The 14,049-nt window shown below is 62.6% G+C and carries 10 protein-coding genes; 4 read left to right on the forward strand and 6 right to left on the reverse strand.

Annotation, left to right across the window (positions count from 1 at the left end; genetic code table 11):
- Positions 1–214: 214 nt before the first annotated feature.
- Positions 215–700 carry a CcdC protein domain-containing protein gene (locus tag AC1VWL_RS03275; RefSeq protein ID WP_482985743.1) on the forward strand — a complete coding sequence of 162 codons (486 nt, stop codon included), beginning with the start codon at positions 215–217 and terminating at the stop codon, positions 698–700.
- Positions 701–934: 234 nt separating this feature from the next.
- Here the strand turns inward: AC1VWL_RS03275 and AC1VWL_RS03280 are convergent, their stop codons facing one another.
- Positions 935–2,089, reverse strand: a complete 1,155-nt coding sequence (locus AC1VWL_RS03280; protein WP_482985744.1) for a PQQ-dependent sugar dehydrogenase — start codon at positions 2,087–2,089, stop codon at positions 935–937.
- Positions 2,090–2,248: 159 nt separating this feature from the next.
- On the opposite strand from AC1VWL_RS03280, the gene yiaA reads away from it, so the two are divergent.
- Complete coding sequence (yiaA, locus tag AC1VWL_RS03285; RefSeq protein ID WP_296246843.1) at positions 2,249–2,686, forward strand: inner membrane protein YiaA; 438 nt, start codon at positions 2,249–2,251, stop codon at positions 2,684–2,686.
- 42 nt (positions 2,687–2,728) lie between these two features.
- Here the strand turns inward: yiaA and AC1VWL_RS03290 are convergent, their stop codons facing one another.
- The 5 genes from AC1VWL_RS03290 to AC1VWL_RS03310 all read right to left on the reverse strand — a co-directional run bounded on the left by AC1VWL_RS03290 (position 2,729) and on the right by AC1VWL_RS03310 (position 9,352).
- The gene (locus AC1VWL_RS03290; protein ID WP_482985745.1) at positions 2,729–4,021 is read right to left on the reverse strand and encodes a dicarboxylate/amino acid:cation symporter; all 1,293 of its coding nucleotides are present in this window, start codon (positions 4,019–4,021) and stop codon (positions 2,729–2,731) included.
- Positions 4,022–4,073: 52 nt separating this feature from the next.
- Complete coding sequence (locus AC1VWL_RS03295) at positions 4,074–4,805, reverse strand: L,D-transpeptidase family protein (RefSeq protein ID WP_482985798.1); 732 nt, start codon at positions 4,803–4,805, stop codon at positions 4,074–4,076.
- A 68-nt stretch (positions 4,806–4,873) separates the two neighbouring features.
- Positions 4,874–5,722, reverse strand: coding sequence for a MurR/RpiR family transcriptional regulator (locus AC1VWL_RS03300; protein ID WP_481615664.1), 849 nt, complete (start codon positions 5,720–5,722; stop codon positions 4,874–4,876).
- 1,081 nt (positions 5,723–6,803) lie between these two features.
- Positions 6,804–7,901 carry a dipeptide epimerase gene (locus AC1VWL_RS03305; RefSeq protein WP_481615425.1) on the reverse strand — a complete coding sequence of 366 codons (1,098 nt, stop codon included), beginning with the start codon at positions 7,899–7,901 and terminating at the stop codon, positions 6,804–6,806.
- On the reverse strand, positions 7,898–9,352 hold the full coding sequence (locus tag AC1VWL_RS03310) for a C40 family peptidase (RefSeq protein WP_482985746.1): 1,455 nt from the start codon (positions 9,350–9,352) through the stop codon (positions 7,898–7,900). Before AC1VWL_RS03310 ends, AC1VWL_RS03305 begins: the two co-directional genes overlap by 4 nt.
- Before the next feature lie 204 nt (positions 9,353–9,556).
- On the opposite strand from AC1VWL_RS03310, the gene AC1VWL_RS03315 reads away from it, so the two are divergent.
- Positions 9,557–10,981, forward strand: a complete 1,425-nt coding sequence (locus AC1VWL_RS03315; RefSeq protein WP_482985799.1) for a transglutaminase-like domain-containing protein — start codon at positions 9,557–9,559, stop codon at positions 10,979–10,981.
- 70 nt (positions 10,982–11,051) lie between these two features.
- Positions 11,052–14,036 carry a TonB-dependent receptor gene (locus tag AC1VWL_RS03320; RefSeq protein WP_482985747.1) on the forward strand — a complete coding sequence of 995 codons (2,985 nt, stop codon included), beginning with the start codon at positions 11,052–11,054 and terminating at the stop codon, positions 14,034–14,036.
- The last annotated feature ends 13 nt before the right edge of the window (positions 14,037–14,049 follow it).

Below are 14,049 nucleotides of genomic sequence, written 5' to 3' on the forward strand. Positions count from 1 at the left end.
ATGCTCGGCAGGGGCTTTACCGGTAAGGCTTCTGCCGAGCATGGCTCGGCACTACGCTCCCTCCCTTGCGCCGCAGGCGTAGGGGAGGGTTGGGGAGGGGTTGGCTTTTGAAGCATTGCCGAAAAAGCCGCTGCCGAGCATGGCTCGGCACTACGATGTCTGGTTTATTGTCAGCTTCGCGGCTTACGCCGCTCCTACAACACGGGGACGCTTCATGCCTGCTGCATTGCCTGTCTACATGCCTTGGTTGATGACGGCTGGTTTTGGTTGGTTGTATTACCGGCGTATCCGTCGCCACTTTGGCTGGCAGCCATGGCGCCCCGTTCGTAACGGCTTCCGTATCGGTCTGCTGTCGTTGGTGAGTGCTGCGCTGGTAGCTGCGGCGATATATATCCCGCATGTCGCGTTGGGGATTGTTGCCGGCGCTGTCGCCGGGGTTGGACTGGGCGTGTTCGCACTCAAACACACGTTGATCAGTCCACGCGATGGACAGGCCGGCTACACGCCGAATCCGTGGATCGGCGGTGGCTTGGCGGTATTGCTGATCGGACGCTTGGCCTGGCGCTGGTATGGCGGCGCTTTCAGCCAGGGCATGGGCGCGGGCATGGGCAATGCCAGTCCGTTGACCTTGGCGTTGGCGGCGGCCTTGATCAGTTATGGTCTGGTGCAGGCGGTAGGCCTGGCGATACGCCTGCGCTGATATCGGTAGTGCCGAGCCATGCCCGGCATGGGCCTTGGCAGTAAAACTTCATCTGTAGTGCCGAGCCATGCTCGGCAAGGGGCCTTACCGGTAAAGCCCCTGCCGAGCATGGCTCGGCACTACAGGCGGGCATTACCAGTAAAGCCTCTGCCGAGCATGGCTCGGCACTACAGGTGGGGCTTTGGCGGTAAAGCTCCTGCCGAGCGTGGCTCGGCACTACAGGAAGCGGAGGCGTCAGCCTGCCTTTGGCGTCAGCTTCAACAGCTTTGCGTTGGCGCCATCTTCCAGCAGCCACAGCGCACCGTCCGGGCCTTGCTCCACTTCGCGGATGCGGTTGCCCATGTCAAAGCGCTCGGCTTCGTGGGCCTTGTCGCCATCAAAGGCGACGCGCACCAGCGACTTGGACGACAGGCCGCCGATGAAACCGCTGCCCTGCCACTGCGGGAACTGCTTGCCGTTGTAGATGATGAAGCCGGCCGGCGAGATCACCTGGCGCCAGGTCACCACCGGGGCGATGAACTCCGGGCGGGTGTCGTGATCGGGAATCGGGCGGCCGTCGTAATGGTCGCCATTGGAGACGATCGGGTAGCCGTAATTGCCGCCGCGCTGGATCAGGTTCAGCTCGTCGCCGCCCTTCGGACCCATCTCGTGTTCCCACAGCTTGCCGTTGCCGTCGAAGGCAATACCCAGCACGCTGCGGTGGCCCAGCGACCACACCTGGTCAGCCGGTGAGCCCTGCGCCACGAACGGGTTGTCGGCCGGCACGCTGCCATCGTCGTTGAGGCGGATGATCTTGCCCAGGTTGGTCTTCATGTCCTGCGCCGGGTCGAACTTCTGCCGCTCGCTGGAACTGATCCACAACTTGCCATCCGGGCCGAAGGCCAGGCGATGGCCGTAATGGCCGCGGCCGGTGACCTTGGGCGTCTGCCGCCAGATCACCTGCGCATCGCTCAACGTGCCGCTGCCATCGGCGTTCAATACCAGCTTGGCGCGGGCGACGGCGGCACCACGGGTATCATCCTCGCCATCTTCGGCGTAGCTGTAATAGACCAGCCCATTGCTGGCGAACTGCGGATGGGCCAGCACGTCACCAAAGCCACCCTGGCCGCCGTAAGCCACGGTCGGGACGCCGCTGATGGTGCCGCGCTTGCCGCTGGCGGGATCGAAATGGAGCAGCTTGCCGGCCTTCTCGGTGACCAGCAGGCTGCCGTCGGGCAGGAAGGTCATTGCCCAGGGCTCATTAAAGCGAGCTGTCTCGGTGGCGGTGAACGGCCATTGCGCGGGCTTCAGCGCGGCTTCGGCGGCCGGGTCGGGATCAGCGGCGCAGGCGCTGGTGAACAGGGCGGGGGCCAGGGCCAGGCTCATGCTGAGCAGGAGGGTACGGGGCATGGAGGTCTCCGGAAGCGGGGTGCGATACCAGTGCAGGGTTGTACACCATGACAGCCGATGCTGTCCGTTCGGGGGATGGGACTGGCGCACGGAATCGCTTACCGTAGCGGCCGAGCGCCCGTGGAACTGGGCCCCCGCATGCACAAAAAAGGAGTTTTCATGACGAAACAACAGATCTATCGCCCCTCTGCCGCGTTCATCGCGTCCGCATGGACGGCATTGTTGCTGGGGGCGGTGGCGTATCTGGTCGGGCTGTTCAATGCGCAGATGCTGCTCAACGAAAAGGGCTATTACCTGACCCTGCTGCTGTTCGGCCTGTTCTCGGCGGTATCGCTGCAGAAGAGCGTGCGTGACCGCCTGGAAGGCATCCCGGTAAGCAGCCTGTATTACAGCCTGTGCTGGTTTGCGCTGTTGTGCGCGTTGTTGCTGCTGTTGGTTGGCCTGTGGAATGCGACCCTGCTGCTCAGCGAGAAGGGCTTCTACGGCATGTCTTTCGCACTGTCGCTGTTCGGTGCCGTGGCGGTGCAGAAGAACACCCGCGACGTGATGGCGGCCGACGCTGCCTACGGCACGCCGCCGCTGCCGCCGCAGGAATGATTGAACGCCACTCCCGCCTATGGCGGGAGTGGTTGCAGGCAATCAGCTGTCGCTGGTTTGATCCTGTTCCGGGTGCTGCGCCGTGTGCCGGGCAACGATGCCGGTGGCGGTAACGCCGCCAGTGGCATTGCCGATTGTGCAGAACACATCGGGAATCGTGTCCACCGCCAGCAACACGCCCAGCGGTTCCACCGGCAGGCCCAGGCTCTGGGTGATCGGCATGTTGTTGGTCATGAAGTTGGCCTGGCCGGGCAGGCCGGTCGAGCCCATGCTGATCGCTGCGGCCAGCAAGATGGCCACCGCGTATTGCGAAGCATGCACGTCCATGCCGTACAGCCAGGCGATGAAGCTGGCCACGGCGATGTACTGCGCCGGGCTGGTGATGCGGAACAGCGACACCGCCATCGGCAGCACCAGCGAGGTCAAAGCAGGCGGGTAGCCCAGACGATTGCGCGCGCTGTCGATCATGGCCGGAAGCGAGGCCAGCGAGGACTGCGTGCTGCCGGCGATCACCTGTACCGGCACCAGTGCCCGGGCAAAGCGGCCGAACGGCTCGCCGGCAGCGAAGCGGGCAACCAGGTACAGCAGCAGGGTGATCAGGATGTAGATCACGCACATCAGCACGATGTAGTAGCCAAGCACGCCGATGATGCTCATGCCTACTTCAGCGCAGACCACGAAGACCAGCGCGAACACGCCTACCGGCGCCGCCCACAGCACCCAACGCACGATGGTGATCATGGTGTCGGCGATGATGCGGATGATGTCCAGGATGCGGTCGCGGCGCTCCGGTTCCTGTCGGCTCAGCGCAAAGCCGAAGAACATGGCGAAGGCCACCAGCGGCAGCATCGCGCTGGAGGCGGCGGCGGCAAGTGCATTGCTGGGAATGAGCGAGCTGATCCACTGCGCGGCACTCAGCGGCGTGGCTGCGGTTGCCGGCGAACGCAGCGCATCGCGGAAGGCCTGGATGTTGTCTGCATCGCGCGGCAGCAGGTCCAGCAGGAACGGGGTGATGACGGCCGAGAACGCGGCCGAGCCGACCAGCAGGATCAGGAACACGATGATCGCATTGCGCGCCGTGCGTCCCGATGCCGCCGCATTGCTGGCGGTATTGACGCCAACGATGACCAGCGCGGTAACCAGCGGTACCACCGTCATCTGCAGGGCATTGAGCCAGAGCCGGCCGATTGGCCGCAGCACGTCGGCGATCTTCAATGCGAGCGCCTGGTCATAGGCGGTCAGTGCCAGCCCGACGATGGCGGCCAGCACCAGCGCGATCAGCACCTTGACGGGCGCTGAGACCTTGGAAGATTTTGCGGGGGCGCTGTCGGTCATGAAGAGAAGGCTTGGCTAAAGGAAGGGAAGATGCCCGGAACCGGACAAATGCTCAACGGGCGGTTTCTGAAAGTGCGGGCAACCCCCAGCTGCGCTGCAGCCGCTGGTACTCGGCATCAGGCAGCAGCACGAACAGCGGCTTGGCCTCGGGTGACAGCCATTCCAGCAAGGCTGACATGCGCTCTGGTTCCATCGCTGTACAGCCAGCGGTCGCCTCGCCAGGCTGGCGCCACAGGTGGGCGAAAATGCAGCTGCCCTGGCCGGGCACTGCAGCGGGGTTGTGCTCGATGACGAAGCCTTCGCGGTAACGACGATCGCCGTTGTTGTGCAGGTCCAGGCGCATGGCCTCGGTCGAACCCTTGACTGCGGCTTCGCCGACCTTGGTGGCATCGACGATCTGGTTGTACAGCGGCGAGGCCGGTACATCCATGCAGTAGCTGCTGGCCAGCATCGGCTGGTAGGGCATGGCGCTGGTGATGTGCTCGGCATAGCCGAAGGCCGGGCCGATGGCGAAGATGCCAGCCGGGCTGCGGCCATCACCTTCGCGCTTCCGCGGGCCATCTGTCTGTTGCGGGTGCACGCCCACGCCCCAGGCGCTGCCGCTACGGCCGAGGCTGACATCGAAGCCGGCATCGTGGGCTTTCCAGCCACCGGCGGTGCGTTCGAAGGCTTGCAGGTGGGCGTTGGTCGCGTCCCAGTTGGGTGTGGTGACGACGATCAGCTGGCGGGCACTGTGTACAGGAGTAGCGAGTGGCGAGGCGAAGCTGACTGGTGCGATGACCATCAACACGCAGCCCAGCAGGTGTCGGAAGTTACGTTGGAACGAGATGAGCATGGCGACGGTTCCCGAGGTCAGATGTCGATCAGGTGCTGGATGCGTTCCTGGTTCAAAGCCAGTTGCCGTTGCCGATCAGGATTGGTCTGGCACAGCAGCACGAACACGAAATCCAGCAGATATTGCAGCGAACTGCGATAAAGCAGCTGCGCGATCGGCGGCTGCGGGTCGTGCGCGCAGATGGCCAACGAGGCATCCGCATGCGCGCGCAGTGGATTGGCGGTGTGGCGGGTGATCGACACGACCTTGCCACCGACTTCCTGGAACTGCCGCGACAGCTGCCATAGCTGCGGCAGCTTGCCGAACTCGGAGAACACCAACAGCACGTCCCCGGGGCGGGCGGCGGAGAGGTTGGCAGTCATCAAGATGGGATCGGCATGTTGCACGGTGAGGATGCCCAGCAGCGACAGTCGCATGGCGAACTCGCGCGCGTACAGGCCATCGTCGCCCAAGCCGTAGATGAAGACTTTGGGTGCATTGTCGACCAGTGCGATGACGGCTTCCACGTCGGCCTGCGCGTTGGCGGCCATGGTTTCTTCTTCGGCAGCGGCTTTGGCACGGCGCAGGGTCTCGGCAACCAGCAGGTAGCCACCGGGTTGGTCCTCTGGTGGCCAGCTGGTACTTTCACCATTGCCGGCAGCGGCGACGGCCGCGCCTACCGAGTATTTCAAGTCTGGATAGCCTTTGAAGCCGAGCTTCTGGCTGAACTTGACGACGCTGGACTGGCTGATATCCAGGGCATTGGCCAGCTGCTGCGAGGAGTAGTCGCGCAGCAGGTGTGCGTTGTCGAGGATGAAGTCGGCGATGCGCCGTTCGATGGCCGACATCTGTTCGCGTTCGGAGCGGATTTTTACCAGAGGTGGCATGGGCGTATGGATGTTTATCTGCTGAAGACTTTAAGGGATAGCGTAAGCAAGTGGAGCAGTGGTGCTGCTTCGGCTGTTGCTCGGGAGCCCCTCTCCTGCGAAGCGGGAGAGGGGTTGGGGTGAGGGCGCTTTGGTTTTCGCCTGTGCCCGTATCTTTGCTCCAGCCCCCTCCCTTGCACGAAGTGCAGGGGAGGGTTGGGGAGGGGTAGCTTCTGCAGTTGCAGTTGCTCCGGCTCCTGCCGTTGCTCGTGCTCCACCGGGTCCCCTTCCGCAGCGACGGAGCTGGCAGACAAGACCCCGAATGGGGCGACGCACAGGGATGTGCGTCGTTTTTCGACGATATAGGGATGTATCGTCGAAAAATCCTGCCAGCGGAGTGGACCTGGAGCGCGCAGCGCGGAAGGCGCGTAGGCAGGGTGTGCTTGACCAGCCATTCGGCTGTTGAAAAGGCGCCTCTTTGGGCCACGTTTCTTTGCACAAGCAAAGAAAGGTGCGCTCGTGCCCCGAAGGAGAGCGGAAACCTTTGATTCTGGTTTTGCTGTTGCCGCTGCTTTGGAGGTGCCAAAGGGCAAGTCAAAGTCAAAGCAAGGGCTTTCGCTCCCCGTCGGGGAGCGAGTTACTTTTCTTTGCTTGTGCAAAGAAAAGCTAACCAAAAGAAAGCACACCCTGCCTACGCGCCCACGACGCTGCGCGCCGCGGGTCCACTCCGCCGCCGGGATTTTTCGACGAGACGTCCCTGTCTCGTCGAAAAACGACGTGCATCCATGCACGTCGCCCCTGCGGGGTCTTGTCCGTCTGCTGCGTCGCTGCGGAAGGGGACCCGGTGGGGCAAAAGCTGGAGCAACAGCAACAGCAACAGCAGAAGCCGGAGCAGAAGCAGAAGCAGAAGCTACCCCTCCCCAGCCCTCCCCTGCGCTGCGCGCAAGGGAGGGGGCAACAGCAGAAGCAGAAGCCAGGTTCATGCGTTGGTGGGGGGACTCCTCCCAAAACAAAACAGCACCGGGCTTTGCCGGTGCTGTTGTTTCCACATGCGCGACCACCGCGGCGGCAACCGAGGAGAGACCGGTTGCCGCCTGCGTGATCACGGCTTGATCATCTCCAGCCCGCGGACCTCGATGATGCCCAGTCCCGGTGCGTCGGTGATGCTGATCTCCGATTCGTTGAAGATCACGCCGCCTACCACCGGATTGAACTGGCTCAACGATGGCCCATCCAGATCCACCTTGCTGATCGCGCCGGACTTGGCCACGCCAAGATGCACTGCCGCCGCGACGCTGATGCTGGACTCCAGCATGCAGCCGATCATGCATGGCACGCCGTACAACGAGGCGATATCGGCAATCTTGATCGCGTTGGAGATGCCGCCGGTCTTCATCAGCTTGATGTTGATGATGTCGGCTGCACCCTGCTGGATCAGGTCGAATACCTGGTGCGGGCTGAACACGCTTTCGTCAGCCATCACCGGTGTATTGACGCGCTCGGTGACGTACTTCATGCCAGCGATGTCTGCAGCCTTCACCGGCTGTTCCAACAGCTCCAGCACGACACCAGCGTTCTCCAGCACGTGCATCGCATACACCGCCTGCTTGGCGGTCCAGCCCTGGTTGGCATCCAGACGCAGCAGGGCGCGGCCTTCGACGGCGGCGTGGATGGCCTTGACCCGTTCGATGTCCAGGCCGATGTCCTTGCCCACCTTGATCTTCAGCGACTCGAAGCCGCGCTCCACCGCCGACAGCGAATCAGCCACCATCTTGTCGATGTAATCGACGCTGATAGTGATGTCGGTGGTGATCACCGGGTCGCCGCCGCCCAGCATCTGGTACAGCGGTGCCTTGTGCAGCTGTGCCCACAGATCGTAAATGGCGATCTCCACCGCCGCCTTGGCGCTGGTATTGCGCTCCAGCGAGGTCTGGATCAGCCCGCAGATGCGGTTGAGGTTGCTGATGTCCTCGCCGATCAGGCGGGGTTTGATGAAGGTGTTGATGGCCTCGATGATCGAGCCGTGGGTGTCGCCGGTGATCACCGCAGTGGCCGGCGCCTCACCGTAGCCGGTGTTGCCGGTGTCGGTGCGCACCATCACCACGATGTCTTCCACCGTTTCCACGGTGCGCAACGCGGTTTTGAACGGGGTTTTCAGCGGCACGCGGAGCATGCCAAGTTCGATGTCGGTGATCTTCATTTGGTGTTTTGCAGGCGGATGCGCTGGATGTTGGTCATGCGGTCGATGTAGCTGACGGTGTCGCTGGCCATCATCGGCTGCAGCGGGGTCACCGATACGCCGTTGAGGCTGGCATGCACGCGCTTGCCGCTGGCGTCGAACCAACTGCCACCGGAAGTATCGTGGATCACCCAGGTCATGCCATTGGCTTCACCGAGCATCATCATCACGTGGCCGGGGATGTAGATCAGGTCGCCGACCTGCAGCTTGGCGATCGCATCATTGCGCTTGGCCTTGCTGTCCTTGTCGGTGAAGGGCACGCGGTTCAAGGCCGGGCTGATTGCCTGCGCGCTGGTATTGCGCGGCAGCAGCACGCCGAAGCTGCGGTAGATTTCCGATACGAAGCCACTGCAGTCGCGGGTGTCGTAGGAGTGGCCCCAGCCATAGCGTTCGCCGAGGAACTTGAAGGCCTGGGTGATCAGGTTGGCCTGGGTCAGCGGCAGGTAGTCGCTGGCCGATTCCTGCGTGCGCGGCAGCAAGGCCGGCACCAGCGCCAGGCTGCCGTCGTCATTGCGTACCGGCAGCTGGATCACATGGCCGCCATGCGCCTGCTGGCCGTTGACCGGATCCATCACCGGCCAGTCGGCGATTACCGGCACGCGCACGCCCATTTCCAGCTGCAGGTCGGAGACGCGCGGCTCTTCCGGGGTGTGTGCGGTGAAGGCCTTGCCCGCAGTGATCACCCGGTACGGACCGGTGGCGCCGTAACCGAAGACCTGTTCGGCGCTGCCGACGCCGACGAAGCGCTTCTCCATCCACGCCGCATAGCGCTCGCTGGCGACGAATACCCACTTGCCGTCTGCACTTTCATGCAGCACCGCCACCGCGTCGCCGGGGAACAGTGCCGACTCCTGGAAGCGGTCGATATCGGTATCGCCCTGGCTGCTGAATACGCGCAGCTCGGTGGGAAAGGCGCGCAGCGCGGCGCGGTGCACGACCAGGCCGTACTGGATCGGGCGAGTGGCCGGGATCGCGTCCAGGGCGAGGTTGGCGGTCACTGCCTGCAATTGGGCTGGGGTGACCTGCTTGCCGTGTACGTCGTACAGGGTGCGGGTCGGCGCCTTGGAGATGCCGTTGATCTGCTCACGGACCAATACTTGTGGCAGTAGCGCGGGCAGCGTGTGCAGGTCGATGATGGAGGCATCGAGCTGGCGCATGCGCGCGTTCTGCGCCTCGATGGCGGCGCGGTCCAGGATCACGGCGTCGGCGTTGGGCAGCCCGCTGATCCACGGCTGCGGCGTCAGCAGGGCTTCTTCCAGGCCGATGATGCCTGCGTAGCCCGGGGCCGCCGTTGCAACGGGTGGCGGCGACAGCGCAAAAGCCGGCCCGGCGCACAGCGCCGTGGCAAGGATCAAAGCCCGCGCAAGCGGGGCAAGGCGTCGGCGCTGGGACAGCGGCGGCAAAGCAAGCATTGGGAAGCTCCCCTCGTTGATGCTCAGGAATATTTATTCCTTTCGCCGTCGAAAGCAAGAATAAATTATTGACCGGCTATCGGGTGCGTGTTACACAGCGTTAACCACCCTGCACGTGGAAGTGTTGCCGTGGCTTCAAACGCCGATTCTGCCCGCTTTGCCTGCGTCCCGTTCGCCCGCACGGTCCTCGCCTCTGCCTTGTGCATGAGCGTGGCCTGGATCGCCTATGCCGGTGAGGCGCCATTGACGGCGCTGCCCGGGTTGACGGCGCGTGTGGACCGTGGCGATTTTGCTGGCGCGCAGGCCGAGATCGACAAGGCACTGGCAGCACCCGGCATCGATGCCGACAGCCGCGCCGCCTACCTGTTCCAGCAGGAACGCATGCGCCGCATCCGCCTGGATTTCACCCTGGACGAAGCGCAAGCCAAAGCCGCCGTGCGCAGGTCGGTACCGGATCTGCGTGATGAAGAATTCAAGGCTTGGGATGACGCCGGCCTGATCGAGCACCTCGACATCGACGGCCAGCGTCGCTGGTTCAAGCGCGCACCGAACAATCTGTTCCTGTTCAGTGCCGAGGCCTCCAACCGGCGGCCGGCCGACAAGCGTGTTTCCCGGCCTGGCCCGTACGAGCGACTGGGCTCGCACCATCTCGAGGTGATCAAGGCTTCGGAGCAGAGCGGCCAGACCAGCATCAGCCCGCGGCGGGTGCGCATCACCCAGTCCATCAAGGTCGACGCCGATGCGGTGCCGGCGGGGAAGACGGTGCGCGCCTGGCTGCCGTATCCGCGTTCAATACCTGGCCAGCAGGAAAACATCCAATGGCTGTCCAGCGCGCCGCAGGGCGCGCAGATCGCACCCGAAGACACGCTGCAGCGTACCGCCTACCTCGAACGCAAGGCCGTGGCCGGCACGCCTACCGAGTTCTCGGTCAGCTACGAGCTCACCATCTCCGCGCGCCGATTCATCATCGATCCCGACAAGGTGCTGCCGACGCCGCGGGATGCGGCGCTGGAGCCCTATCTGGCCGAGCGCGCGCCGCATGTGGTGTTCACCCCCGCCATGCGTGAGTTCTCGCGCAAGGCGGTAGGCAATGAAACCAACCCGTACCGCGTCGCCAAGAAGTTGTTCGATGCGGTGGATGCGATTCCGTGGGGTGGTGCCCGCGAGTATTCGACGATCAGCAATATTTCCGACTACGCGCTGCATGCCGGGCATGCCGACTGCGGCCAGCAGACCTTGCTGCTGATCTCGCTGCTGCGCATGAACGGCATCCCGGCGCGCTGGCAGTCGGGCATGGTGTATTCGGACAACGAGGTCGGCTACAACAACCTGCACGATTGGGGCGCGCTCTATCTTGCTCCCTACGGCTGGGTGCCGATGGATGTAAGCACGGGCGCACTGGACAGCGACCAGCCCGAACAACGCAATTTCTATTTCGGCGGGCTGGATGCCTACCGCATCGCGTTCAACGATGACTACTCACGCGCGTTCGTGCCTGCCAAGCAGCACTTCCGCTCGGAGACCGTTGATCTGCAACGAGGTGAGGTTGAGTGGGAAGGGGGGAACCTTTACTTCAACCAGTGGCAATACGACTTCCAGTCGCAGGTTCTGGCGCCGGAGTCCAAGTAATAGAACGTCGTAACCGTTGTCTTACTTATCGATTTACGTCTGCAGGAGAGAGCAGGGGATGAACAGGAAAATGTTGAAAAGAGCGGCGCTGACCGTCGCATTGGGTGCCTGTCTTGGCGTGATGGCGCCGAGCGTGATGGCACAGAGTGCGAACGGTGCGATTGCCGGCCGCGCAAACTCCGGTGACCAGATCACCGTGGTGAACAAGGCGACGGGTTTGACCCGTACCGTAACCGTCGGCGCTGATGGCTCGTATCGCCTGAGCCAGCTGCCGGTGGGCGACTACAGCCTGCAAGTCAAGCGGGACGGGGAAGTCGACAAGGAGCCGGTGGCAGTCAACGTGTCGCTGGGCGGCACCACAAATGTCAATCTGGGTGGTGGTGGAGCAGGCAACGCGGTCACCCTGGACTCGGTGCAGGTCACCGGTTCCAAGATCGTCAACCGGGTCGACGTCTACTCGACCGAATCCTCGTTCAACATCAAACGCGAAGAACTGGCGCGCATGCCGGTGGACCAGAGCGTGGCGGCGGTCGCCTTGCTGGCACCAGGCGTGGTGGACTCCGGCTCGAGCTTCGGTGGCTTGAGCTTTGGTGGTTCCTCCGTGGCTGAAAACGTGGCCTACATCAACGGCTTGAACGTTACCGATCCCTATCGTCGCCAAGGTTTCTCGACGGTTCCCTTCAACTTCTATGAAGAGTTCCAGATCAAGACCGGCGGCTATTCGGCCGAGTTCGGCCGTAGCACCGGTGGCGTCATCAACGCCATCACCCGCTCGGGCGGCAACGAGTTCAAGGGCGGTGTGCAGGTCACCATGGAGCCCTCGGCATGGGCTTCGGAGAAGAAGGATCATTTCCACAGCGATGGCACCATCGATGAGCGTAACCGCACCAGTCGCGATCGTGCGCCGCTGACGAAGACCAATGTATGGGCGTCCGGTCCGATCATGCAGGACAAGCTGTTCTTCTTCGCGATGTATGAGAACCGCGACAGCAAATCGCAGGATGTCGATAACTCCGAAGCCTGGAAGACCAAGAGCAACAACGACTTCTGGGGCACGAAGCTCGATTGGCGTATCAGCGACAATCACCAGCTTGAGCTGCTTGCGTTCTCCGACAAGGCAGATTCGGTGACCACCAGCTACGAGGACTACGATTGGAACACCAACATTTTCGGTGAATCCAGTGGCCAGAGCAGCGGTTCCTCCGGCGGTGACAACTGGTCGCTGACCTACACAGGGCATCTGACCGACAATTTCGTCGCCAAGGCGATGTACGGCGTCAACAAGCGCAGCGCCGTGAGTGACAGTCCGGCGGATGGCGACTGCAGCATCATCACGGTGGCGTCAAGCTTCACCAAGATTTATGGCGAGCAGGAAGGCGTGGGTTGCCACCCGACCAATAGCGCCATCAGCAACCGTGAAGACAAGCGTGAAGCGGCACGCGTGGATTTTGAGTGGACACTGGGTGATCACCTGGTTCGGTTTGGTCTGGACCAGGAAGTGATGGATTCGGCCAGCTCGACGCTTTACCCAGGCGATGGCTCTACCTATCAGGTGCTTTCGGTAGACCCGGGGAGCTCCGTCAACGGCGTGGTGCTGCCTGCAGGTGTTACCGACATCATTGATGCCCGCTACAAGGTCACTGGTGCGCCGGTCAGCACCAAGGCGCAGGCGTTCTATCTGGAAGACAACTGGAACGTCACCCCGAACCTGCTGCTTAACCTCGGCGTGCGTTTCGACCAGTTCCACAACAAACTGGCCTCTGGCGCCACCTTCGCCAAATCCAAGTTCAATGACATGATCTCGCCGCGCCTCGGCTTCAGCTGGGACGTCAAGGGTGATGGCTCGATGAAGGTGTTCGGCAACGCGGGTCGTTACTACACCCCGCTGACCAACAAGCTCACCGACTACTTCGGTGGTGGTACCACCGACGAACATACCTACTACGCGTTCAACGGTTGGGAAGAGAAGCAGAGCGCAAACGGGGGCACGTACAAGGTTCCGGTGCTCGGCCAGCAGATCGGCCCGGTCAACACCGAAGGCAACGCCCCGGCGCCGACGGACGTTCGCACGGCGGTGGCGCGTGATCTGAAGCAGGTATTTCAGGATGAGTACATCCTCGGTTTCCAGCAGGCGATCAACGAGGAATGGTCGTACGGCGTCAATGCCACCTACCGTCGCATGACGCGCGCCGTGGAAGATGCGCGCATCAACCACGTCGAAGGTTGCGACTGGTACTCGGGCGACTGGCCGATCATCAACCCGGGTGAAACCAATAAGTTGTGGTGCCCGGATACGAACAGCTGGGTGACGCTGGATTCGTCCAAGGATGGCTACAAGGCCTCCGGTAGCGGTGCCATCATGGGTTACAAACGGCCCAAGCGTACCTACAAGGCGCTGGAGTTCCAGATTGACCGTGCCTGGAATGACAAGTGGTCGTTCAATGCCAGCTACCTGCTGTCCAAGAGCGAAGGCAACATCGAAGGCCCGGTGAACTCTGATACCGGCTACAACGACACCAACCTGGTGCAGTACTACGACCACCCGGCGGTCAACGAGCGCTTTGGCGTGACCTTCAATGACGCCCGCCACCAGTTCAAGCTGCGCGGCACCTTCAAGCTCAACGAACAGTGGTCGTTCGGCAGCACGTTGTCGGCGCGCTCCGGTGGTCCGATCACGGCGTTTGGTGTGGTCTGGCCGAATGACAATCGCAATGCAGGTGGCCCAGGCGAATACAGTGGTGGTGGCTCGGGTTGGCTGTGCAAGGCCAACTGCTCAACGTGGGCAACCCGCGAGCTTGTGTATTCCGAGCGTGGTGCCTTCGGTCGCATGCCGTGGGTAATCGATCTCGGTGCAAGCGTGATGTGGACCTTGCCGGTGGAAGGTGTCGACCTGACGGCACGCCTGTCGGTCTACAACCTGCTCAACCGGCAGACAGTGGTCAACGTGCATTCCCGCTACGAAAGTACCCCTGGCACGAAGATGCCTTACTTCGGCGAAGGCACCAATTGGCAGGCGCCGCGTTACACGAATCTCGTTGTGACCTGGAACTTCTGATGTAGTGTGTGAG

This window comes from Stenotrophomonas sp. STEN063, from assembly GCF_056854515.1.